The sequence below is a fragment of the Rhodococcus sp. ACPA1 genome (genome assembly GCF_002300195.1).
GTDB classification, from domain to species: Bacteria; Actinomycetota; Actinomycetes; order Mycobacteriales; family Mycobacteriaceae; genus Rhodococcus_F; species Rhodococcus_F opacus.
In genome coordinates, this window is record NZ_NSDX01000008.1 from 165,205 (window position 1) to 188,177 (window position 22,973).

Annotated in this window: 23 protein-coding genes and 2 pseudogenes; 12 read left to right on the top strand and 13 right to left on the bottom strand. The window is 65.3% G+C overall.

Annotation, left to right across the window (positions count from 1 at the left end; all coding sequences use genetic code 11):
* Window positions 1–97: 97 nt before the first annotated feature.
* From CJ177_RS33765 to CJ177_RS33795, 6 genes are all read left to right on the top strand, one after another.
* Window positions 98–1,126, top strand: coding sequence for an ABC transporter substrate-binding protein (locus CJ177_RS33765; RefSeq protein ID WP_257014803.1), 1,029 nt, complete (start codon window positions 98–100; stop codon window positions 1,124–1,126).
* Window positions 1,123–2,154 carry an iron-siderophore ABC transporter substrate-binding protein gene (locus CJ177_RS33770; protein WP_095869659.1) on the top strand — a complete coding sequence of 344 codons (1,032 nt, stop codon included), beginning with the start codon at window positions 1,123–1,125 and terminating at the stop codon, window positions 2,152–2,154. Before CJ177_RS33765 ends, CJ177_RS33770 begins: the two co-directional genes overlap by 4 nt.
* 26 nt (window positions 2,155–2,180) lie before the next feature.
* Window positions 2,181–3,482, top strand: coding sequence for an MFS transporter (locus CJ177_RS33775; protein ID WP_257014804.1), 1,302 nt, complete (start codon window positions 2,181–2,183; stop codon window positions 3,480–3,482).
* A gap of 261 nt (window positions 3,483–3,743) precedes the next feature.
* Window positions 3,744–4,295, top strand: a complete 552-nt coding sequence (locus CJ177_RS33785; RefSeq protein ID WP_373560071.1) for a helix-turn-helix domain-containing protein — start codon at window positions 3,744–3,746, stop codon at window positions 4,293–4,295.
* Between the two features lie 217 nt (window positions 4,296–4,512).
* Window positions 4,513–4,920, top strand: coding sequence for a carboxymuconolactone decarboxylase family protein (locus CJ177_RS33790; protein ID WP_061045254.1), 408 nt, complete (start codon window positions 4,513–4,515; stop codon window positions 4,918–4,920).
* 59 nt (window positions 4,921–4,979) lie between these two features.
* On the top strand, window positions 4,980–6,338 hold the full coding sequence (locus CJ177_RS33795; RefSeq protein ID WP_095869660.1) for an MFS transporter: 1,359 nt from the start codon (window positions 4,980–4,982) through the stop codon (window positions 6,336–6,338).
* Between the two features lie 241 nt (window positions 6,339–6,579).
* Here the strand turns inward: CJ177_RS33795 and mihF are convergent, their stop codons facing one another.
* On the bottom strand, window positions 6,580–6,891 hold the full coding sequence (mihF, locus tag CJ177_RS33800) for an integration host factor, actinobacterial type (protein WP_095869661.1): 312 nt from the start codon (window positions 6,889–6,891) through the stop codon (window positions 6,580–6,582).
* A 178-nt stretch (window positions 6,892–7,069) separates the two neighbouring features.
* Here mihF and CJ177_RS33805 point away from each other — a divergent pair, with 178 nt between their 5' ends.
* Together CJ177_RS33805 and CJ177_RS33810 are read left to right on the top strand one after the other, a co-directional pair.
* Window positions 7,070–7,369: a hypothetical protein gene (locus tag CJ177_RS33805; RefSeq protein ID WP_100229381.1), complete on the top strand. Its 300-nt coding sequence runs from the start codon at window positions 7,070–7,072 to the stop codon at window positions 7,367–7,369.
* Between the two features lie 710 nt (window positions 7,370–8,079).
* A pseudogene (locus CJ177_RS33810) lies at window positions 8,080–8,277 on the top strand (saccharopine dehydrogenase); the annotation flags it as partial.
* 182 nt (window positions 8,278–8,459) lie between these two features.
* Here the strand turns inward: CJ177_RS33810 and CJ177_RS33815 are convergent.
* Window positions 8,460–9,209 (bottom strand): MBL fold metallo-hydrolase, encoded by a 750-nt coding sequence (locus CJ177_RS33815; RefSeq protein WP_095869662.1) that lies wholly within the window; start codon window positions 9,207–9,209, stop codon window positions 8,460–8,462.
* A gap of 1,027 nt (window positions 9,210–10,236) precedes the next feature.
* Here CJ177_RS33815 and CJ177_RS33820 point away from each other — a divergent pair.
* Together CJ177_RS33820 and CJ177_RS46990 are read left to right on the top strand one after the other, a co-directional pair.
* On the top strand, window positions 10,237–10,482 hold the full coding sequence (locus CJ177_RS33820) for an AlpA family transcriptional regulator (RefSeq protein ID WP_005255831.1): 246 nt from the start codon (window positions 10,237–10,239) through the stop codon (window positions 10,480–10,482).
* Window positions 10,483–11,422: 940 nt separating this feature from the next.
* On the top strand, window positions 11,423–11,608 hold the full coding sequence (locus CJ177_RS46990; protein WP_143548746.1) for a hypothetical protein: 186 nt from the start codon (window positions 11,423–11,425) through the stop codon (window positions 11,606–11,608).
* 94 nt (window positions 11,609–11,702) lie between these two features.
* Here the strand turns inward: CJ177_RS46990 and CJ177_RS33825 are convergent, their stop codons facing one another.
* The 5 genes from CJ177_RS33825 to CJ177_RS33850 form a co-directional block, all read right to left on the bottom strand.
* Entirely contained in the window at window positions 11,703–12,206 is a 504-nt protein-coding gene (locus CJ177_RS33825) for a hypothetical protein (protein ID WP_095869663.1), read from the bottom strand.
* A gap of 247 nt (window positions 12,207–12,453) precedes the next feature.
* The gene (locus CJ177_RS33830; RefSeq protein ID WP_257014805.1) at window positions 12,454–12,756 is read right to left on the bottom strand and encodes a hypothetical protein; all 303 of its coding nucleotides are present in this window, start codon (window positions 12,754–12,756) and stop codon (window positions 12,454–12,456) included.
* A complete protein-coding gene (locus CJ177_RS33835) occupies window positions 12,753–12,977 on the bottom strand; it encodes a hypothetical protein (RefSeq protein WP_005255836.1) in 225 nt (74 codons plus the stop codon). The genes CJ177_RS33830 and CJ177_RS33835 overlap by 4 nt, the downstream gene beginning before the upstream one ends.
* Before the next feature lie 631 nt (window positions 12,978–13,608).
* Complete coding sequence (locus tag CJ177_RS33845; protein WP_257014806.1) at window positions 13,609–14,250, bottom strand: RES family NAD+ phosphorylase; 642 nt, start codon at window positions 14,248–14,250, stop codon at window positions 13,609–13,611.
* Window positions 14,247–14,753, bottom strand: a complete 507-nt coding sequence (locus CJ177_RS33850; RefSeq protein ID WP_005255841.1) for a hypothetical protein — start codon at window positions 14,751–14,753, stop codon at window positions 14,247–14,249. Before CJ177_RS33850 ends, CJ177_RS33845 begins: the two co-directional genes overlap by 4 nt.
* 294 nt (window positions 14,754–15,047) lie before the next feature.
* On the opposite strand from CJ177_RS33850, the gene CJ177_RS33855 reads away from it, so the two are divergent.
* Window positions 15,048–15,623 carry a hypothetical protein gene (locus CJ177_RS33855; RefSeq protein ID WP_257014807.1) on the top strand — a complete coding sequence of 192 codons (576 nt, stop codon included), beginning with the start codon at window positions 15,048–15,050 and terminating at the stop codon, window positions 15,621–15,623.
* A gap of 11 nt (window positions 15,624–15,634) precedes the next feature.
* Here CJ177_RS33855 and CJ177_RS33860 read toward each other — a convergent pair whose 3' ends face one another.
* The 3 genes from CJ177_RS33860 to CJ177_RS33870 all read right to left on the bottom strand — a co-directional run bounded on the left by CJ177_RS33860 (window position 15,635) and on the right by CJ177_RS33870 (window position 19,378).
* Window positions 15,635–16,036, bottom strand: a complete 402-nt coding sequence (locus tag CJ177_RS33860) for a DUF6262 family protein (protein ID WP_061042815.1) — start codon at window positions 16,034–16,036, stop codon at window positions 15,635–15,637.
* A gap of 11 nt (window positions 16,037–16,047) precedes the next feature.
* Window positions 16,048–18,054, bottom strand: coding sequence for a site-specific integrase (locus CJ177_RS33865; RefSeq protein ID WP_197487936.1), 2,007 nt, complete (start codon window positions 18,052–18,054; stop codon window positions 16,048–16,050).
* Between the two features lie 151 nt (window positions 18,055–18,205).
* A complete protein-coding gene (locus CJ177_RS33870; protein ID WP_061699545.1) occupies window positions 18,206–19,378 on the bottom strand; it encodes a tyrosine-type recombinase/integrase in 1,173 nt (390 codons plus the stop codon).
* 187 nt (window positions 19,379–19,565) lie between these two features.
* Between CJ177_RS33870 and CJ177_RS33875 the strand changes: the two are divergent.
* Window positions 19,566–19,841: pseudogene (locus tag CJ177_RS33875) on the top strand (HNH endonuclease family protein); the annotation flags it as partial.
* A 115-nt stretch (window positions 19,842–19,956) separates the two neighbouring features.
* On the opposite strand, the gene CJ177_RS33880 reads toward CJ177_RS33875, so the two are convergent.
* The 3 genes from CJ177_RS33880 to CJ177_RS33890 all read right to left on the bottom strand — a co-directional run bounded on the left by CJ177_RS33880 (window position 19,957) and on the right by CJ177_RS33890 (window position 22,844).
* Window positions 19,957–20,499 (bottom strand): helicase associated domain-containing protein, encoded by a 543-nt coding sequence (locus CJ177_RS33880; protein WP_095869666.1) that lies wholly within the window; start codon window positions 20,497–20,499, stop codon window positions 19,957–19,959.
* Between the two features lie 436 nt (window positions 20,500–20,935).
* Complete coding sequence (locus CJ177_RS33885) at window positions 20,936–21,190, bottom strand: hypothetical protein (protein ID WP_095869667.1); 255 nt, start codon at window positions 21,188–21,190, stop codon at window positions 20,936–20,938.
* Between the two features lie 385 nt (window positions 21,191–21,575).
* The gene (locus CJ177_RS33890; protein ID WP_257014808.1) at window positions 21,576–22,844 is read right to left on the bottom strand and encodes a hypothetical protein; all 1,269 of its coding nucleotides are present in this window, start codon (window positions 22,842–22,844) and stop codon (window positions 21,576–21,578) included.
* Between the last annotated feature and the right edge of the window lie 129 nt (window positions 22,845–22,973).

Consider the following 22,973-nt stretch of genomic DNA (forward strand, 5'->3'; position numbering starts at 1 on the left):
GCTGCGGACGGCGGGGACGGTTCCGAAGGGGGACAGTCTCGCTCTACAACAGCTCCCGATTATGGTTAGGGTAACCAAAGTTGAGAGGACCCTTCCTATGTCTCCCACGTTGAGCCGCCGCGCCATGCTGTCGATTAGCTTCGCGACCCTTGCCGGGATAGCTGTGGCCGGATGCAGCGGCGCCGACGCCTCTGACAGCGAGGCCGGTGACGGCACCGCGGGTCACGCCGAACCAGGCGCCTTCCCGGTCACCATCGAGCACAAGTTCGGGTCCACAACCGTTACTCAGGCCCCGACCCGCATCGCGGCGGTGGGTATCGGCGACGCCGACGTGCTCCTCTCTCTCGGGCTGACCCCCGTGCTGGTGCCGGTGTGGAAGGGTTCGACGGACGACGGCATCGGAGTGTGGGCCGATCCGAGCGTTCACGGTGACGTACCCGTCGCCCTCGCCGACGCCACCACGAAGTTCGACATCGAGACCGTCGCGGCGTCCAACCCGGACCTGATCATCGCGGTCAACAACGCGATCGACGAGAGCATCTATCAGCAACTGAGTGCGATCGCGCCGACGGTGTTGCACGCCGCCGACCAGACGGACTGGGTGCTGCCCTGGCAGGAGGTCACCACCCGGATCGGCTCGGCGGTCGGACTTCCGGCGCAGGCGAAGCAGGAAGTACACGATATCGAGAGCCTCATCGTCCGCACCCGCGACGCGAACCCACAGTTCGCGGGCAAGACGGCCGCGCTCGTCATTCGCTGGAGCGACGGGAATCTGCGCGCATTCAGCCCGGCCGCCGCCCGGGCGCAACTGCTGACCCAGCTGGGTTTCGACACGCCTCCGGCGTTGAAGGGACGGTTCGAGAACAAGCTCAACGTCGAGATCTCGGCCGAGAACTACGATCTGCTCGAATGTGACTACCTCCTGTTCGACAACTACGAGAAGGTACGAGGCGACATGGAGTCCCAGCCCGCGTTCACGAATCTGAGTGTGGTCCGAGATGGTGGTCTGATCAGTTTGGACCCGATCGTCAGCGACGCGGTGTCGATGCCGAACCCGCTCACGATTCCCTTCGTCCTGGAGGAGTTCGTCGCCAAGATCAACGAGACCCCGGCCGCGCGGCGATGATCCGCATCAGGGCCGCGGGAATCGCCGCTGTCGCAGCATTCGCACTCGTGCTCGGCGGGTGTTCGAGCGCCCCGGACTCCGAATCGCCGACAACCAACACGGTTGCACCACCCACGCCCACCGGTGACTTCGTCGCCCCACGAGCAGTTCCCGAGGGGATGGGCAGCGGAAAGCCGGACGGCGAATTCCCGCGCACCGTGACCCACTTCCAGGGCGAGACCACCCTCGACGCCGAGCCCCAGAAGGTGGTCGTGATCTCCACCGGCCAGGCGGATGCGTTGCTCTCCCTCGGTGTCGTCCCCGCCGGGTCGACGAGAGGCGACGGCGCCGAACTGATCCCGCCGTACCTCCTCGCCGCGTACCCGCAGTACCGGTCCGGCCTCGACCGCATCGTCGACGCCGGCGGCCGATTCACCCCCAACTACGAGGCGATCGCGAATCTCGCCCCCGATCTCATCCTGATGAACACCGCAGGCAAGGACGCCGATAGGCTCTTCGCGCAGCTGTCGGCCATCGCACCGACGGTCGCGACACAGGGGACCGGCGTGTACTGGAAACAGGACTTCCTCCTCGCCGCCGATGCGGTCGGACGGACGGAACAGGCGCAGTCCCTGCTCGACACCTTCCACACGGACGCGGCAGCGGTCGGGGCGTCGCTCGGCTCGGAGCCCACGGTGTCGTTCACTCGCCAGAACGGAAACAGGATGCGCATCTTCGGGATTCCGTCGTTCACCGGAAGCATCGCGCAGGATGCGGGTCTCGCACGCCCTGCCTCCCAGGAGTTCGACGAGACGTCCCGGGACATCAGCGAGGAAGAACTGACCGTCGCCGACGCAGAGTGGATCTTCTACGGCGTTCAGGGCGGCGATTCGTCGACGCTGACGAAGGCGCCGCTGTGGCCGGAGCTTCAGGCGGTCCGGGCGGGTCGGGCGATCCCGGTCGACGACGACGTGTTCTACCTCAACACGGGTCCGACGGCTGCGAGGCAGGTTCTGACCTTCCTGAAGGACACCGTGCGGCAGAGGTGATTCCGGTCCCGGCTAGGGTGACGGCTGTGCTGCGTGCCCGCCCGCTGAGCGCTCTCGCTCGCTCGCTTCGACTGGCCCGCGTCCTTCCGGCGCCTGTTCGCCTGATCCTCGTGTCGATGGTCCTGTTCAATGTGGGTTTCTACCTGGTGGTGCCGTTTCTTGCGGTTCACATGTCGGAGGATCTGGGCCTGGCGAGTTGGGCGGTGGGACTCGTACTGGGTCTTCGCACGTTCAGTCAGCAGGGTTTGTTCTTCCTCGGAGGAAGTCTCGCCGACCGCTTCGGTGTGCGGCCGCTGGTGTTGCTGGGGATCGCGTTGCGGGTGGCCGGCTTCCTGGTGCTCGGTGTGGCGACGACGTTCGCGGCAATGATCGCCGGGGTGCTTCTGGTCGGGCTGGCGGCAGCCCTGTTCGCGCCCGCGGTCGAGGCCGCGGATGCGGCGTTCGGCCGGCAGTTGGAGCAGGACGGGGTGCTCCGCCGAACCGAACTGTTCGCGCTCGAGCAGATGTGCAGCCGCCTCGGAACGGTCGTCGGTCCGGCCCTCGGTGCCGTGCTCCTGGTGGTGCCGTTCGTGTGGACCGCGGTCGCGGCGGCCGTCCTGTTCACGGGACTGTGGGTGGCATTCGCGATCTGGCTCCCCGCCGAGGTGTCCACATCGCACCAGCCGTCTGCCGGCGCGCCCGGCAGCCTGCGGCAGGTGTGGCGGACGGTCCTGACCAATCGCGCCTTCCTCGTGTTCGCGGCATTGTGCGGAGCCCAGTTGGCGGCGTACAACCAGCTGTATCTGATGCTGCCGGAACAACTCGAGCGGGGCGTCGGATCGCAGGCGGCACTCGGCTGGTTCTTCACGGGCGCGGCGCTTCTCGTGATCTTCGGGCAGTCCCCGGCAGTCGCGGTCGCGAACCGGCTAGGCCACCGCACGTCCACCGTGGCCGGAATGGGAGTGGTAGCCGCATCGTTCCTCGCCCCGGTCCTCACCGTGCTGTGGGCGCCGGGTTCCGCGGTGACACAACTCGCGGGGCTGATCGTCTGGGTCGGCCTGCTGCACCTGGGACAGATGCTGATGGTGCCGCCGATGCGGGACACGATCGCGATCCTGGCAGATGAACGCAACCTCGGGGCCCACTTCGGGATGCTCAATACACTCGGCGGTGTGCTGACCCTCCTCGCCGCGCTGGGAGTCGGGAGGATCTACGACCTCGTCGACGACGGCGCGGCCGGGCTCGCGACACCCTGGTGGGTTCTCGCCGTGGCGGTGGCGGCCGCGGCGGCCGGATTGTGGTGGTGGACCGGCCGAACCAGCATGACTCGTCGTCCGGCCGTGAGCTGATCCGACTGGCCGGTCCAGGATGTGAGGAACACTGAGCGGGGTGAGTACGTCCCTGGCGATCCCGGTGTCGGACTGGCTGTGCTGTGCACCGTGATGGTCGTGTGTGCGGCGGCGGTCTACCGCTTCACCCACCTCGGTAGCCCACTGGTCGTGTCCGGTGCGGCGATTCTAGACGAAGCCAAGCCATGGGCATCGGCTCGGCTAGGTGAACTCACTCAGAAGTGATCGGCGGGTGTCGTGTAGTGAGCAACGTGACGCTCGATGTCGAACGGTTCCCACTCGGGATCGCAGAAGGCCGCCGCATTCGAACACGAACGACCCGCCGACGACAGCACTCACCGCCGCATCTTCGACGCACCCCTGACCTTTGGCGGCGACTACTCCGGGATCGTCACCTACACAAGCGATCTTGATCAGGTGAACCGAGTCTCCGATCCGCTGCTGCGCAGCTACACGCAGCAGTTTCTCGATGACCTGGCGGCGCCGGAGGAGCCCACCCTCACGGTCCGGGTCCGTGAACTCGTCGAACTCCTGCTGCCGACCGGCCGCTGCTCGGTCGAGCAGGTAGCCCGGAGCCTCGGTGTGGACCGGCGCACGGTACACCGACACCTGACCAAGTCGAACCTGACCTTCACCGGGGTCGTCGACGCGACCCGCGCCGAACTCGCCCGGCGCATGGTGACGGGCCGGCGCCACACGTTCACCGAGATCTCCGAGATGCTGGCGTTCTCCGCACCCAGTAGCTTCTCCCGCTGGTTCCATCAGCAGTTCGGCATGAGCCCGCGCGAATGGCGCAAGCGCACGGGGGGCTGACCGATCGCCCGGGCCGGTGTGCGAACGAACGGTTCAAGGCCGCCGGGAACCTGAACGGTCCGTTCACGCGGAAGCCTGTCCCGAAATGTACAGAATGACGTCCCGGAGGGTTAATTACCCGGAGCGCGCCGGAGCTAACGTGATGCGCACCACATCCGCTGTGAAGGACAGCCTGCATCGCACCCCATTTGCCCCTTCTCTGTGAAACGAGTGCCGCGTGCCGACGAATCCCGACCCGATCCCCACGCCGACCCTCGACGCCATGCGTCGTGACGGCAACTGGAACCCCCTGTGGAACACCCTGTCTGACTGGGATCCGGAGTGGACCGAGCAATTCATGGCGATGAACGCCACCCCGGTCCGACGCGGGGTCTTCACTCCCGAGTTCGTCGAACTCCTCAGCATCGCGATCGACGCCGCCGCGACCCACATGTACGCACCCGGCGTGCGACGGCACATCCGGATGGCCCTCGAACTCGGTGTCTCCCGCGAGGAGATCCTCACCGTTCTGCAGATGGTCAGCGTCCTGGGTATCCATGCCTGCAACCTCGGCGTCCCCATCCTCGAGGAGGAACTCGACGCTCACGAACGTCGCCAGATCGCCGCGCCGCGCATTGCCCCCTGATCCCCGACGTCCGCACAATCACCCCCCCACTTCGGTCCAGTCGCCCCCCAGGAGCCCCAATGGGACTGTCCACCACCACCGATCAGCCGGCCGAACCCGCCGTCGACCCCCAGTTCACCGGGACCGCCGCCGAGCGACCCGCGACCCGCCGACGGATCTACCCGTGGCTCGTGTTCGCGCTCACCTTCGCCTTGCTGCTGTCCGACTACATGTCCCGCCAGGTGCTCAGCGCAGTCTTCCCGTTCCTGAAAGCCGAATGGGCCCTGTCCGATTCCCAGCTGGCCTCGCTCACGAGCATCGTCGCCCTGATGGTCGGCCTGCTCACCTTCCCGCTGTCGCTGCTCGCCGACCGTTGGGGCCGGGTGCGGTCGCTGATCCTGATGGCGGTGCTCTGGAGCATCGCCACCCTGTTCTGCGCGGTGGCGGCCAACTACGAGCAGCTGCTCGCCGCCCGCTTCCTCGTCGGGGTCGGCGAGGCCGCCTACGGCAGCGTCGGTATCGCGGTGATGCTCAGCGTCTTCGCGCCCCGCGTCCACTCCACTCTCAGTGGTGCGTTCATGGCCGGCGGCTCATTCGGTTCGGTCGTCGGCGTCTCACTCGGCGGAGTCATCGCTGTGTACCTGAGCTGGCGGTGGTCGTTCGCGGCGATGGCGGTGCTCGGCCTGATCCTCGTCGCCATGTTCCGGGCCGTGGTCACCGAACGCCGGCTGGCCGCGCACGCGGTCGACCAGGACGCCGCGCCGGTCGCTCGCCCCGACAGCCGCCCAATCCGGGTTCCGGTCTCGACGCTGTTCACCAACCCTGCCGTCTGGTGCGCGTACCTCGGCGGCGGACTGCAGATTTTCACCTCCGCCGTGCTGCTCGCCTGGGCCCCCAGCTTCTTCAACCGCTACTACGGCATGGCTCCGGACAAGGCCGGCGTGATCGCCTCGGTCTTCGTGCTGCTGATCGGCACCGGCATGGTGGTGTGCGGCATGATCACCGACCGCGTCAGCCGCCGCAACCCGGCCGGGAAGTGGTCCAGCGCCATCGCGTTCTGCGTCATCTCGCTGGCCGCCCTCGGCATCGGACTGCAATTGGAGACCGGTGCGGCGCAGCTGACCCTGATCGGCATCGGCGCCTTCTTCTCCGCCGGCTCCTCCGGTCCCACCGCGGCGATGGTGGCCAGCCTGACGCACCAGTCGGTGCGGGCCTCCGCACTCGGCAGCCTCACCGTCGCTAACAACATCCTGGGACTGGCCACCGGACCGTTCGTCATCGGCATCCTCGCGGACCATCGTGGCCTGCTCGGTGCACTGCAACTGGCCCCGCTGGTGTACCTGCCGGCGATCGTGGCACTGTTCGTCGGGAGGCGGATGTACGCGGCCGGCCTCGCGAAGCTCGCGGCGCAGAGTGCCGCCGCAGCAGCCAAGGCCTGACCCGCGGCCGCCCAGCTCGCCGGTCACGCCGAAATCTTCACCAAGGCGATCCGCCGCTGAAAGCAAACAGCAACAGGCTGCCACACACCAATCTGCGGAACCCCGCAGATCAGGACCGGGAACGAGTCACCGGTCTGGGTAGTGAGTGGCGACCTGTTGCTCGTCGCGATCGTCACAGTAGATCGCCCCACCGACAAAAGCGCCGAAACACAGGCGTCGGCGGCCGACCACCACGAGCAAGTCAGGCGATGATGCCCAGAAGCGCATGACGCTGATTCGTCCCGAGACCGCCGATCCTCCGGGTCTCAGCGATCGACAGATCCTCCAGGATCTGCGCCGCCCTCACCGGACCGACACCGGGAAGCGCCTTCACCAAAGCCGAAACCTTGGTCTTCTTCGCAACCTCGTCGGTCTCCGCCTTCGCGAGCACATCGGAGACCGTGAGCTCACCGGCCTTGACCGCGGCGAGAAGCTCCCCGCGCGCCTTCCGGGCCACAGCGGCCTTCTCCAATGCTTCAGCGCGCTGCTCGGGCGTCAAAACGGGCAATGCCATCAAGGGGCTCCTTACTGCTCTGACCGGCCTAGATCAGCCAGCCTCGGATGGGGATCGCGCCATTCGCGTAGGCGCCGACGTAGGACGACGCCAGCGGTCGGCGCTTCCCTCACCAACCGCTGGCGGCACAATCAAGAGTAACACTAGAGTCGAATATATGTTCGAACGATGGAAAGCCGTGTACGACCCGAAACCGTGGCGGGAAGTGCGCCCACCGCGGCCGGTGACCATCGACGTCTCTGCCGCAATGGCACACCACGGTGGCCGCGCCGCGAACGACCTTCCCCTCCGCGTCCGCGCCGAGGGACTCGACCTCGACGTCCAAGTCCCCGGGATGCTCCATGCCTGGGCACGCACCTCCCGCGGCGAATGGCTCGCATCCTGTACCTTCACCATCCCCACCGGCAACAAGCTGGGAAGTCTCGAGGTCACCCACTGGTGCCCCGCAGCGGCCGTCAGCGCCGCCGACCAGGACTGACCCCTCCACCGCGTTCCTACCGCCCGGCGATGGTCATTTCCTGATGTACCCGTGGCCCGATGTGCTGGAACCGGATCCAGTGAGAAGCCCGCGACCGGTGCCTCATTGCCGACAGCCGCAGACTGCGGGAAGCAATGACCCCCCCGCCACCACTCACCAGTCATCGAGTGTGCAACCCAGGTATGCCGCACTGGTCGAAGCAACCGGTGGCCGGTGGCCGGCCACGTGAATCCGAATCGACCGCCTCCCGGCTCGACTCGACATCGACGGCAGCGCAGTGAATGTGGCAGGAATGGTCCACTCGATGATCGCGACTGGCGTTCGTACATGCTCGGCATCGAGTCCCTGGCAACGCGAAGATGGCGTCAGGTGTTACTTGGGATGCGAAATGCCTCCATCTCGCCGTCCGAAAGATCAGGCGACCTCGGGACGCAGCCGTCCCGGATCTCCTGACCCCGTGACGTTATCGCCCCGTACGGGCATTAGACTGATGGTGTTCTGGTGAACATCCCCCCAATTTTGTTTCCAGAACACCCCCTGTGGCCCGGCATCACCCCCCCGATGCCGGGCCACACCCCTGCGCTAGCGACAACGAGAAGATCGGCCCCACGGGTGGGGTCCGGCCGCGAGTTGACGCCTCGCCAGTGTGCTGGATAACTCCGTTTTGATCGACAAACCCATCAACCGCAAGAACTTCCGCAGCGAAGAACCTCCCCTCACCCGGCGAGGGCCCCAGCGAAAAGACGCAACGCAATGGCTACTTCGCGATGGACATCTACACCCACCATCACGACCGGCGCCGGCTCACCGACGAGGCAGGTGTCCTCACCCCGGCCACCGCGCTCGGCGACGTGCTCGTCGAACGACTGCGCGGTGCAGATGTGGAGATCTCCGCCCAAAAGCTCTGATGCGCCTCCGCTGACGAGGGACCACACGCTCAGAACTCGCCCACCCAACACCTCCCGATTGCACGCATTGTCTGCATTGCTGGCAATAAGAGCAGTCCTGCCCGACGGTGGCGTTCCTCGGGTGGGTAGCGTGCGCGAAGACCCTGTGGGAATGGAGGTCTCGCGTCAGCGCGATCTGAAGCTCACCGTGCGGCGTCGACGCGTTCTCGTGCGATTGCGGCCGCTTCGGCGACGGATCCGTGGTGGATCGGCCCGTGTCCGGGCAGGAGAATGTCGGCGTCCAACTCTCCGATGATGCGCAGTGACTCCGCGGCCATACCGCGGTCGTGGTCGAACCACTGCGGCAGCAGTTGGGGCCCGGAGACCGTTGAGGTCAGGTGCCCGGTGATCAGGGCGTCCCCGGAGATCACCACACCGCGAGCGGGAAGATGGTAGACGGTGTGACCGGAGGTGTGGCCGGGCACGAGAACCGGGACGGGGGCACCCGGGCAGGTCAGGGCGCCGGGTACGGGCATCGGCGTGGGGGAGTCGACGCCGTACTTGGCCGTGCCACCCAGCCGGACCAGCTTGACCGCCCACGGCAGGACCCCGGGTCGCCAGATATTGCTGAGCACATCCCACGGTGTCGCGACCTCATGGCATTCACGCCGGGCGTGAGCCGCCTCGGCAGGGTGTACCAGTACCGGCGCCCCGTAGGTCTCGGCGAGATACTGTGCGCTGCCGACGTGGTCGACATGCGCGTGGGTGATGAGCACGGCCTCGATGCCGTGAGGATCCCGTCCGATAGCCCGGATCGATCCCTCGACGTCGTCACGCTGCCCCGGGTACCCGGTGTCGATCACGGTCACCGCGTCACCGTCTGTGAGCAGTACCCAGTTGACCATCTCGGAGTGCACAAAGAACACGCCGTCGGCGATTTCGACGGGCTTCATCGGGTGACCACCGTCGACACGCCGAAGTGTCGCGCGTCAGTCCTGATCTGCGCGCCGCCCAACCCTCGGCGATAGGCCATTCCGTCGTGTTTAACGAGCGTTTCGTGCACCGATCCGACCCCCATACAGTTTCTCCTCCTGCGCGCTTGCTCCAGCGGGCAGGGTACGTGGTCAACCGTGTCGAGGTGAACTGACGCGGCGTAGCAGGGTCGATCCGACGCCGAGTCGACGGCCCGGTCACCGTGTCAGCGCAACCGGCGTGGGCTACTCGACGGTTTCAAGTGTGGAATGCTATTTGCCCGCGATTTCAATGCGCCTGGTAGGACGTGCCTGAGGAGATCGTGGCGTTCGTGTTCGCGTGATGGGACTGTGGGCACTTGTTCTGGTCAGCGTCGGCGGCACGGGCCTTCTTCTCTCAGATGCCTGGCATGCGGGAGTGACATCCTGCGGAGCCATGCGGAGCACGTGATCGCGCGGGCGGTCTACGGCCATGTCGGGACGCGCGACGACGGTCGCCATGCCACGTGCCGTCACTGCCTCGCCGAGTCGGCACTGAATCCCATCGGCTCCCGACGACGCAGATCGTTCTCGCTGCGGCCGCTGCGTCGAAGACGTCCTACCGATTGGCCGCGGGGACGTCGACGTGAGGTTTTCGCGCGCACGATCGGCAATGAATGTGCGCGAGATCCGCCGCTAGGCAGCGGCATGTGGGCATTGCCGTCGCAAGCCAACAGTTCCTTGCGGTTCGAGGAGGGACGCACGATGTTCCGGGACGTGTCGTGTCCCCAGCTAGAGGGATCCTCCAAGGATTACCGAACCTTGCAATCTATCGCTGTAGTGTTGGAACGTGTGGACCGCTACCAGACCCCCGAACGTGTATGCGGGCATTACAGCACGCCGTTGTATGGTCCATCCGAGGGAAGTCTCGCGCCGCCGTGCGTCGTGTCGCGGCCGGTCGACAGCCGTACTACAAACCGAACTGCCACCCGCATCGTCGACGGGCATGAACAGGAAGGATTCTCAACCGATGGCGAACCCACATCGATTGACCACCGATCAGGTCATCGACCTGATCAAGGAGGAAACCGGTACCGATCTGTCGGTCTCTACGTTCCGCGGGTACGTCTCCCGTGGGCAAGCGCCGGCGCCGGTGGAGAAGATCGGCCGCACTCCGCTGTGGAAGCGCTCGGAGATCGTCGAGTGGGCGAACAACAGGCCGGGCCAGGGTGCGCGCACCGACATCCGTAAACCGCGTCGGCGCCGCGCCGAGTGAGCACCTTTCCTTCTTGCGACGCCGAAGGCCTGGACTCCCGTCCGCCGGAGTTCGCCCACACCTGAAGGCCGGGCCGCACCACGCCAGCGGAACTACTGCGCGGGGGAGTGGCGGTGGGCACAGCGGAGGTAGGCGCATCCCTACGTGCATCCGGCCCGACAGGATTCCGTTGGTGCCGCAGGTGTAGGTCGAGAGTGCCTCTGCAGCTTCATGGGTCGGTCGTCGATCGTGTGTGACCGAAGGGGCGGTACGGCGACCATCGCTCGAATTGCATCACGGTGACGAAAGTGACGAGGGGGTCGACACGTTGGGTCGACACGTTGGTATCTGATGAAAAGCCGATTAGCGCAGTTGAGGAGGAGCCTCAAAGGATCGCCGGCGGCCGCTCGCAGGGTGCTGTGCGCGGAATGATCGTCAGGATCTGATACTTGCAATCCTAGCTAGCGTAGTTAGCAGTAATGCAATTGTCTGGTATCGGGACCGTACGACCACCCCGAAAGTCGTTTACGTCATGAGTAGGGCTGTGGGCAACTGGTCGGTGCCATCGACGGACTCGTGTTCGTCGATCCGGGCGAGAGGATCAGTTGCACGTCCGAGGGGGCGAGTGCGATCGGTTTCAATGATGAGTACGCCAGCGAGTTCCGCGAAACCCCTCGACACATCTTGGTGGTGGGGAGAGGTCGGTGAGCGCCGCTCATCTCGTGACCATTCCGCGTCGGGACCGTGCAAACCCACGGCGCTCAATGCTCCTGCAGTAACGTCTGGGGATCGGTGAAGGACCGCGCGGCGCCAACTGAGGTCTGTCGTGGTCGATGGCGCGCCGCTGTTCGGGTGCATGATGTTGTCAGCACGGGACTCTGGGGCTCTGGGGCTCTGCTTCGTCGGTTGGCTGTGCGATGCTGGTGCCACGGTTCGGATTCGGTGACGTCGCGAGGGTGACATGACTGTGCAGGTAATCCAATCCAGTGGACACAATGGATGGGCGGTGCGGTGCGATCTGTGTGAGCACCGATTCGAGGCCGCGGTCGCCGGACAAACGGCGGCGGTGGCCTTCGCCCGGATCAACGGGTGGGTCGTCGGCGAGACCACCCGTTGCCCGATGTGCGCGACTGCCCGTATCGGCTGAGCGTCGCCTGTGTGCGGTACCGGTCAGTTCCGATAACCAGGAACCGTCAACAGCGGCCCGGGCATTCACACTCGTCGAGCACAGTCGGACACCGTCACCGACGGGCATCGGACCCGAAGGTGGTGGGGAAGGGGCTGGGTCCGAGCGTGAGGGTGACCGAGGTGGGGTGGAGTCCGACCTGAGGCCAGCTGGTGGTGACTGTCAGCGATCCGGTGGCCGGGTAGGTGCCGATCCAGTACTGCGGCGTGGTTCGGTACGGCCCGGATCCCTCCGGCCCGGAGGCAGAGTCGGAGTCGGGGACCGGGTGGAACGGGTCGGCGGGGCCGCCCAGGTCGTCGGCAAGGATGCGCACGGCCAGGTAGGACCACTGCGCCGACCAGTCGTGGGGGTCGGTCAGGGGGCGGGTTTCGTAGCGCGCGAAGTCGGCGCGGACACCGGTGACGGATAGCGTGAACCGCAGCAGAAGCCCGGACGCAAACGCGGTCGCGGCGGACAGTTCGAGGGTGAGGTCTTTCTCGGCCGCGATCGGCATGCCCGCGTGCACGGTGATCCCTCCGGTGGTGGGCGGCGCGAGGGCCGGCCAACGATGGCGGCGCATGCTTCATCGTCGCATCACTTGGCCCCACAGTGGCTGTGAATCTCCTGAGAGTCCCACCCTACGAAAACGATTCGAGTACGAGACCTACCTCGAGGTAACTGAGAACAGGTTGTCGACACCCTCGGATGCGTGGTGTTACTGGGGAGCGCAGGGTCTGTTCCGGGTCCATCGAGGCGCGACGAACGCAGGACGGGGTGACACTGCGCCCATCACCGGAACACACACGCCGGCGGTGTTGCGGGCAGTGTCAGAGGGCGGCGGTGACCAAGCCGGCAATGCCGGCGACCGCGACGAGCGCGAGAAGGGCCAGCGGGAAGGACCCGAGGACGGTGCACACGAGGGTGGTCAGCAGCGCCAGGCCGATGGTCACGGCGATTCCCGCTTCCCAGGACTCGAGGAGCGCCTCGCCGGTCGACGCGGGGTCGTCGCGACCGGTGTCGAGGGTGGTCTGTGTGATGGGCAGGTGGGAGTCGGGGACGGCGGTCACGGGTTGGTGCGGATCCTTCCAAAAGTCGAGGACGGGGCGTGTAGGGGCTGGTGCGCGGGTCATAGGTACTCCAGCACCGGAAAGAGCGCAATCGCGGACACCGTGATCCCCGCGACTCCGGCGACGACGCCGAGCAACGCCCGCAGCGATGCGGACTCATCGTCGATTACGCCGGACCGGGCTGTGGCGAGAGCACCGCACCCTACGGCGCTCACGCCCAGGACGAACCCGAGTCCGACCACCCAGAACGACGCGATGGACAACGCCCCCAGGGCGATCGACACGGAGGGCAACCGCGATCCACCGCGCGGCGTTCGCCGGCGTGCGCGCCCGGAGGAACGCCCGCCACTGGTTACACCTGATGGTCGCGAGGTAGCGGGGGTCATGATCCTCCTCCAGTGTGTCGGGTGGTCCGGTCGTCTGTGGTGCGACGCCCGGATGTGCCGATCAAGGGCAACCTTCCATCACTGCCCCGACCCGGTAGCAATTTGCCGTGCACCGGGACCAGCGACTGTGACTGGGCCCAGCGGCTTCTCACGGGGCCGTGCCATCGATTAAAGAGAATTTAGCACTCTCAATGGTCGAGTGCTAATGATTTGTCCGGTCGGCTCGGCGACCATCGGGTCGGAATCAGTCAGCGGGTGGGGCATCGAGTTCTCGTGGATCAGGTGGCAAGGCCAGTCCTCGTCGTTCGGCGTTTCGTTGTCGGTAGAGCTCGAGTTCCCATCGGACGAAGTCGTCGAGATTCGGGTCATCGGGGCGCATCGTCATGCCCGGTTGGACGCGCGCAGCAGCAGGCCGGTTCCTTCCTTGTAGAAATTGTCCAGCAGCTTGCTGGACAAATTTCGCACGTCCCCTCCCCACCCTCCTTCTCGAGCAGCTTGGGGTTAGCCTCGGATAGTCAGGGTGGTTGCGTCACAGTGAATGTGGGATGGGAAGAACGGTGATCCCGGTGTCCTGTTGAAGTTCCTGCATCAGGTCGTCGCGCTCGATGAGGGTGCTGGTCGTGACGACCGAGTATGCCGCGACTTCTTCCCCTTCGGTGGGGCGGGCGCCGGCGGTATCGAACAACGCGAGGCACGCGTGGGTGTGGGCGAGGTCGTGCCGCGCCCAGTACCGGATGCCGTCGAACCCTGCTGAGTGGAGAGCGGATGCCCACATCTGGGTCAGGTGGTAATTCCCGGTCGTGAAGATCTCGGCGGTGACCCCGAACTGGGCGGCCGTGTTCGAGGTCAGGTCCGCCAGTATCCGGTCGGTGGTCACCTGCATGCGGGAGACCGCGCGGGCGCTGAGTTCGGTACTCGGGATCACTCGCATACCACCCCAGGTTTCGAGGAGGGTGATCTGCTCGGATTCGGCGGTGTAGCAGGTGCCCTGGGTGTCGGCGAGGTCGAACCTGCCATACCCGGCGTTGGCGAACCACAGCGGTCCGTGTTCGGCGCCGTGACACCGGAACACCTCCGTCCCGGCCGGGCAGCGCCAAGACGGGAACCGGTCGTGCAGGTGTTCCGGGGGTGGGGGTGCGAGCAGGTGCAGGGCAGTGCGGGGTGAACTCACGCAGCGAGCCGCCCGGTGGCCGCACGAGCAAGATCGACCACTGAGGGCCCGTCCCCGTCGAGCAGCGCCTGCCGCGGCGTCCTGCCGCCGAGTTCGGGTTGTTCGGTCATCATCCAGGACGCGGCCATCCACCCGGTACCGTCGGCGTCCGCCCACACCCGCAGGACATCCTTGACCCCGAGGATGGGGCGGGCCGGAGCGGCACCGTCGAACCCCGCGACGGAGTATCCGGCGGAGCCGTCCTCGGCCTCGAGGCGCAGGACTCGATGATCACGCACCGCCTGGCTCAGGGCCTGCTTCGTCCAGCCGGTCACCTCGAGGACCTGCTTGTGGGTGAGGATCGCCCCGATGTGGTTCTCCCAGGCGCGGCGGGCCTTCAGTCCGGAAAGCACACCGCGGATCCCGTTCTCGACATACGCGGCGTCGCCCGGGTTCAGCTCAGTCTGGTCGAGACCGCTGGCAGCGAGCTCGGCGGCCACGATATCCCGCAGTGGTGTGCTCATGCCTTCATCATCCTCGGTCAACCAGGTCAAGTCAACCAGGTCAATCTGGAGTGGCGTGCGGAGTAGGCGTTAGAACTTTTGCAGAGGGAACCGAGCATCAGGCGGCCCCGAGGTGCCCGGTCGCAGAGTGTTCGGTCTCGTCGGGCACGCACCGAAACATCCGACAGCACCGGCCGGCTCGGTAACGCTGCGTCACCCGCGTCCCGCCTCAGTCAGTAGCGCTCACACAGTTGTCGGAGGCACCCGCAATACTTGCGATCACACCAGCCCCACCGGTAACAGGAGAACAGACACATGCGCCATCGCCCCCGGACCGCCTTCCTCGCCCTCGGTGCGGCCACCGTCATCGGCCTGACCGGGTGCTCGGCCATCGCCGATGCCGATCCGGGCACCGGGTCACTCGGGGGCGCCCCGGCCGCCCCCGCGCCGGTATTCGATGCGGCACCGGCGTTGGCGAAACTCGACACCCTCGCGGTCAAGGGCCGCGCCCCCAAGACCGGCTACACACGAGAACAGTTCGGCCCATCGTGGTCCGACGACAACAGCGTCGAGGGCGGCCACAACGGCTGCGACACCCGCAACGACATCCTCCGCCGCGACCTAGTCGACCTGACCTACAAAACCAGCACGCGGGACTGTGTCGTGGCGACCGGAACCCTGCACGACACCTACACCGGCACCACGATCGCGTTCGTTCGCGGCCAGGACACCTCCACGGCGGTGCAGATCGACCACGTCGTATCCGTCACTTCGACGATATATCCCCGAATAAGCCCAGGTCATAGTGTCATCGACATGCCGATGACGCCGGAACCGGTCGTAGGTAAGCGCGGCATCGAGGCATTGCCCTGGCCGATGGGGGCCGTATGACCGCCGTGTAGTTAGAGCGGTCTGAGCTGGGCTATTTCGCGGCGGAGTGTGAGATTCTCGCCGTGGGCGGCGGCGAGGGCTTGGCGGAGCGCCAGCACTTCTGCGTGGTGGCGGCTGCGGATTTCCTTCAGCTGGGTGGCCAGTGCGCGGACTGCGGAGGATGTGGTCGGTTGCTCGTCGGGTGCTGCGTCGGGGCCCGTGCTGCGGTGACCGGTCGAGGTGCGAAGGTCTTCGATCTTTCGGCGGAGGTCGCTGTGCTTGTAGAGGAAGTCGGTCGAGAGATGGGCCCTGCGGGCGACACTCACGAAGGTGATTTGCTGGCCCGCGGCGGAGAGCTCGCGGAGTGCGTCGGTGGCGCGTGCCATGGCCTGGTCGTGTCGGAGGCGCGCAGCTCGCTGGAGGTGTTCGGACATGTCGACTCCTATCAGGCGGTCTGGTCTCGGACTCCGGCGCCGCGGATTCCGTGTTGGTCGGCGGTGTCGGTGATCGCGAGCAGGATCTGGTTGAGTGAGGTGACCTCGTCGGTGCGGCCTTGTAGCCAGACGTTGTCCTCGCTCATCTGCGTTCCGTAGCGGGCCGCAAATGTCTCCTTGCGGATCTCGATGAGCCGCTGGGTTTCCTCGAGTTGCCGGGAGAGTTCGGCGGCGTGGGTGGCATCAGTGACGAACTTCGGGCAGGTCAAGCACGCGTTTCCCTTGTCGCAGGATTGCCTCGGTGGGAGGGTGCACCAACCGTTCGGCAGAACGCGATCGGCCCGGCTGTCGAGCTTGAGGAAGTCGTAGAGATCCGAGGTGTCGATCCCCGGGGTTCGGCCGTCGCTGGTGACCTTCTTGTAGCGCAGGAATTCACGCTCCTGGGTTTCCGACAGCGTCACCGCATAATGCATGGTCATTTCCGGGCTGACGTGTCCGAAGTATCTCATCACCACGTGCAATGGAACGCCCGCGTTGAGCAGGTTGGTGGCGGCCGTGTGTCGGAAGCGGTGTGTCTTACTGATCATTACCGGGTGTCCGGCACTGTCGGTGATCGCCAAGCGATCCGCGAGTGCGGCCAGGTGCGTATGCAACGTGGGCATCGGGTAGGACGCGGTGCCGTTGCGGTTCTGAATACGTCTCAGGAAAAGGTATCTGGGGGTCTGATCTGGTCTGCCGACTCGCGCCATGTGCTCTCGCGCGACCTGTTGTTGAGCCCTGATGACGGTGACGATTTCGGCGTCGACCGGGATCGAGGCGGGGTGTGCGGATTCGATCTTCGTCTGTTGGTAGCGCAGGCGGGCCACGAAGTCTGCGCTGTCGACCGTGTCGGGAGGCGACTTCGATGTCCTCTGGAGTGGGATCAAGGGGTCAAAGTCCATCATGAGGATCTCGTTGACTCGGCGTCCGGTGCGAATGAGGAGCATCAATATGTGAAAGGCCTGAATGTCACCGAGGCCACCCTCGGTGCGTGGCTTCGCGAGCAGTTCGGCGCCGGCGGCGATTCTGGTGACCACCGCGTCTTCGAGGACCATGTCATCGTCGTGTCGCTTGTTGGTCAGGCGTGGTTTGTCTTCGGGCCGGAACAACACGCAGTGCTCGGGGCGCAGCAGCCGCCATTCGGGTTGGCCCAGCGTGTGGGACGCTTCGTCGCGATGGTCAAACATCCATTGGTAGAACTGCTCGATTGCGGTCATGATGTTTCGGCGCGGATTCTTGCCCAGGAGCTGGTTCTTGTTCTTTCCGGTGGTGACGGTGTGCGTGCGTAGCATCTCGCAGAATCCCCGCACGAACGGCCGGAAAGCGGAGGGGTCGCTGGTCAGGGTGGGGCCGGCGTCGCCGACCGTGTCGAGATGGCGTTGAAGCCATTTGAGTGCGTCGAGACGCGATTTGATCGTGCTCCAGCTGTAGCGGCCGTTCTCGAGGTTCTCCGAGAGCCATAGTTTGGCTCCCTCACGGAGCCAGTCACTGCTCAGTCGACTGAAGTTGGCGCTGTGGTGGCTCATCGGTTCGTGTTCACGCTGGGGAACGCGGGGGTCGAGTTGTGGATTCCACAGGTTCAGCTGCCACCACGGGCCCTGATGGTAGGGGTAGACGAGAATGTCCTGCAGGCGACGCAAACGGTGGAGAGCCTTGCTGTCGTTGCTGGTCCCGCGCTGCAGGCCGCGCAACTGCGCCCGCTGCGCCTCTCTCAGCCACTGTTCGGGGGTGAGGTGCAGCAATGACTCCGCTGACCGGGCAGTCTTCCCGCCATAGCCAGTAGCGGCGCGCAGGATTCCTGTGGTGGCGTTGAAGTGCGTCGGGTGGATAATTCTGCCCAATTCCACCTCCCGGTGGATCAGCCAGGCCAGCTCCCAGGTCATCGGTTCCGGCAGCGAGCGAAAGTTCAGGGCTACCGACGTCCATGGTCCTCCTCCCACACTGCGCTCGGCGACCGCGGGGGCGTAGATGTCGGGCATGTTCTTCTTGTCGAAATGATCGCTGCGGCATGGCTCGGGCAGTGAATCCCACAGCTGCCGTGCCCGAAGGGGGTCGAACATCTCCGAGACAGGCAGCCGCAGGTCGCGGCCTTCGAGACGTTTAGGTTCTGGCCTGGGCTCGCGTCTTGGGCTACGGGACATCGGTTTTCGTCTCCCATCCCGATACGACGTCGCGCCAGTTCGCCAGCGCTTCCAGCTCAGCGTCCTCGGTGACGTGCCCATACCTGTTGATCGTGGTTTGCACGTCTCGGTGCCCAAGGCGCCTGCTGACCACATGCAGAGGTGTTCCCGCGAGCAGCAGTGCGGTGGCGTGGGAATGACGGAACCAATGCGGCGTCATCGCCTCCGGTAGCTGCGGCACCTTCCGCTTCATCGCCCGCAGGTGCGCATACACACTTTCGCCGCGCAGCGGTGCGTAGAGCGGTTCGCGTCGGGTGTTGCAAAAGATGTATCCACTGTCCCAGTCGTCGATTACACCGTCTGCGCCGTGCTCGCAGAGCCACCACACGAAATCGCCGTAGAGGCGGTCGAGGCGGCTGCCGACGAAGACCTTGCGGTAGCCGGATTTCGGTATCAGTCCGTGGGGGTGTGGTCGTGGCACGATGGCAACCGATGCCGTGTCTCCACGGCTGGTGTTCCAGTCTCGATGCTGAAGTGAGAGTGCTTCACCGATTCGCATGCCGGTCTCGGCCAGCAAGGTCCAGAGAAATCGGTACCGCAGATCTCCTGACCAGTCGCCGGTCGGCGCGCAAGATGCCTCGGCTGCGATCAGGGCATCGATGGAGTCCGGCTCCAGCAGTGGAGTCTGCCGGTTTCGGAGTCTCACGCGGATAGCTGTCCGTCGCTGAGCATTTCGACGAGCAATATGTTCGAGAATCGGCATATACCTAGCCGGTCGTGATCGCACGTGCTCGTAGAGGAACGATGCGGCATCGACGCCGAACGCGGCATGGTATCGGTAGAAGCTCATCACCGGTCGTATGCGGATCGCCACGGTCGCTTCTGTGACAGTCGCTTCCGGATGAAGTTGCCGGACGAACGGGTCGAACTGGCCGGTGCGCACGGCCATCAGGAAATGGCCGAAGTCGCTGAGCTGGACCGTATCCCACTGCCGATCGGACTTCTCCAGGTAGGACCACCAGAGCGCTAGACCACGCGCGTACGTTTTGATGGTGTTTGGAGAGAACTCCGATTGACGAGCGAATTCCAGATACTGCTCGATCGGTTCGACGAGTGTGTGGGAATCGGACACCACCGTCCACGTCGTCTCTCCACCGGTCATCACACGTTGAGTGGACGCCATCTGGTCTCCTTCGACGTGACCACGCTAACGCGCTCAACGCCTCGGTCTCGGGATTGCCGTCCGGTGTGTCAGCGATGTCGTCGGCATCGCATGCCAATGTCCGATACGCGTACCAGTGACGAGGATGGCCAACGAACTACACCCATGTCGATGATGTGAACGGCACAACACTCCTAGTACCGGATACCACGTCGTCGCACTCTCGGATGCGTGGCAGAAGGGCGCCCAGCAGCTCAGCCCGGAGCAGCGCCGCGACCTGGCCAACGACCCCCGAAACCTGCAGGCCGTCGACGGGCCCACGAATTCGAAGAAGTCCGATTCCGACGCCGCATCCTGGTTGCCGCCGAACAAGGCATACCGGTGCACCTACGTCTCGCGGCAGATCGACGTCAAAGCCCTCTACCGGCTGTGGGTGACCCAGGCCGAGAAGGACGCGATGAGTCAGGTCCTGCACTCCTGCTAACGACACCCACCCCTGGGTTCGGCCGCGGGGGCAGTGGTGGCCACCATCGCTGCCCCCGACGTAAGAGAGAACTCATCCGACTGCGGGAATGGATGTGCAGCCAGCGGATTCGCGCTCAGCTCCGCGCTTGAGCCGAAAGCCGCCGGTCGCGGCGATGGACTCCCGATCCGGTGTGCTGTGCCGACGTTCGCGGCCCCCGCGGCCGTGGACCGGGGGAGACCCCGAGAGCGGCGAGCGGACGACGCTCCTCGTCGGGCAATGCGCCGGCCCGCCATTTTTTGACCGCCCGATACAGCCACTGACCTACCTGTTCGCCGTCGGCGGTGACGTAGTTCGCGGGCACCAGCGCGTTGCCATGCTCTTCGCGGTACGCAGCGATTTCGGTGAGCATTCGCCGCTGCTTGCTGTCGGCACGTGACACAGCCGGCACGGGGACATCGTCGTCGTCGCTCCACAGGAACCCGATCGCATCGAGTTGCGCGATGCGTTGGGGCGGCAGAGTGCCGAGCATGCGAGCAACTCGCTGACGCTCTTGCCAACGCCCCAGTCGGAAGCCGTCTTCGGTGACGTAGTCGGCCGGGATCGCAGTGCGAGGATGTTGACGCCGAAAAATGCGGTAGTGCTGCAGGGGAGAGGCTGCGGACTGGGTGGCGCGCATTGATATCGCATCCTTCCGAAAACCGTCGCACGTCTTCGAATTTGTCATTATTTCAAGTATGTCAATCGGTTTGACGATTCTGCAAGAAAGCAGGACTATCCCACAGAACGTAAGGGGATGCGCTGCTGGAACAGATCCCTACGGCCGATGGCCGGTGATGTCTTATTCCTCGGAAAAACTGCAGGGTGATCAGTGCGATCGCTGGGGTGATCACCAGGTTGCATCCCGTGTTGTCCTCGATTCAGCGGCCAGACCCGTGGCCACGGCCGACAATTCCTACTGCCAATAGACTCAGCCATGGCGGGGCAGTGCATCGGCAAGAACTCGGCTCGCACCGACGTGCAGTCGTGCGACGACCTCAACCTAGGCATTCCCACGATTTGGCTCAGACGACGGACATGCCCACCATCGGGAATCCTGGTGGCGGGCTTTCACATCAGCGGGATGCCTGCAGCCACCACTCGGTGGCGCTGGATTCGATTTCGAGAGCGTGGGCGGGCCAGTCGGGATCGGCGATCAACGTGTGGATTTTTCGTGCCATTTCCGGTGCGTTGCCGTCGATGTCGAGTCTGGTGAGGAGTCGGGCGATCCGAGTCTGTGTGGCTGGCCACCTGCCGCCCGTTGTTTCGACCAGCGCCGCCACCAGGGTTGCGCACTCATGGTCGCTCAGCGGTGGCGGTGTGCGTGTCATGCCTCGTAATCCGCGACTGCCGTCGGTGAGCCACCGATCGCTGGCTTCTTGTCGGATCCGGTTCCAGTACAACGGGCCACGACTGCTGAGATATGAGCGCACTGTCCGACGGTAGCAAGGGATGTCGGCAGATCGGTCCTGGTCGGCGGGCGGTGACGGACACGTGCCGGGGCATCGGGGTGAGGCGCCGCTCCTGGAGCGTCCGGGCCTGCACGGGTCAGATCGTGGTCAGTGGGTGTCCTTGGACGGCGATCGGCATCCGGAGGTCTCCACCGCGGTCTTGACGCCCGTTTCGCGACGCCCGTCGGATGAGTGTGGCTGTGGCCTCGCCGTTGTCGGCGAGGCCACAACCACAGGGTGCGGTGTCAGCTGTATCCAGCGTTGGCTATTCGGCGTTCTGGTCAGCGTGCTCGAGGATCAGGTACTGAGCGGAGATCTGCTGATCGACGTCCTTCTTGTTGTCGGTACCGCTCGCTTCGCCGACGTAACGCCCGTTGGCGACCATGCAGTAGTCCTGGGTGCCGTTGACGGTGTCCTTGGTGGCGCATTTCGCGTCGGGCAGGCCCTGCGGGGTGGGGGCTGCGGTGAAGCCTTCGGCGAGAAGGTCGTTGTAGAACTCGGTGAGGATCGTCTCGGCGCCGGCATCGTCTTTGGCCCGGTAGACGGTGGTCTTGTAGACGGCGTTGTGGTCGGATCCGGCGTCGGTGAGGATCTTGTAGGTCAGCGGCGGGTTGGTGGAGCGGTGCGCCATCCCGCGGGGCCCGTAGGCGGCCATGTCGTCGCCGAGTTGGGCTTGGGCGTCTTCTTCGGGGAGGGCGTAGATCAGGACCTTGTCCTGGTCGATCATGGGCAGCTGCGCGGACTGTCCACCGTTCTGGGCGCGGGTCGGGGTGGCCGGGAACTGGTCGATCAGCGGTTCTTGCAGTTGGAGGGACTTCGCGACGGCCTTCGCGGTCCAGTCCTTGTCGGCGGCGGGGGCTTTCGCCCAGGTGTAGAGCAGGTAGTCCCCGTGGGGGGTGAACGCGTTGACCGAGACCTCGGGTCCGGCATCGAAGTTCGTCTGTCCGGTCGAGACCAGGGTGTTGGGCAGGATGTCGATGTTTTCGGCGGTCTCGAGGCCGGTGCCGTCGTCGACGGTGAGCAGGTTCTGGTGGATTTCGCGGGCGGTTGCGGCGGCGTCCTCGGGGTTGTTGAACCGCATCACGGCTTGGACGACGGACCGGGACGGATCGGTCGTCTTCGTGGTGGGGGTGGCGGCGGTCGAGACGTAGCCGTAGAGCATCTGGTGGTTGTGGGCGATGTCCCCGGCGGCGTCGCTGAGGACGACACCGAGGTTCTTGCCGCTGCGCATCACCATCGTGGGCATCTTCACCGAGGTCAGTTCCGGGTCGATCTCGAAGGGAACGACGGTGAACTCGGCGAGCCGCTGCCCGTCGACGTCGAGGATGGTTTCCTGGGTGGCCCGCCCGAACTCGGGGGCCGGGCTGGTCGGGTAGCTGCCGGTGTCGAGGGCGGCTGGATCGACACTCGCGGTCGCGGTTTGGTCTCCGCCGGATTTACCGGTGGGTTCGGCGGTGGTGTCGGTGCTGCTGCAGCCGGCCAACAGCACTGCGGTGGCGAGCACTGCCGCCGGCATCCACGTGGTTGTCCTCATCGTCTTGTTGATCCCTTCCCTGTCTCACCCCCCGCGAGTGTCGGCGTCGCCGGGCGGGAGCGTGTGGTCTTGGTAGTTGGAGGCCGCGACCGCCTGGAAGGTTCCCACACCCCTTTGGTGGCCTTCGTC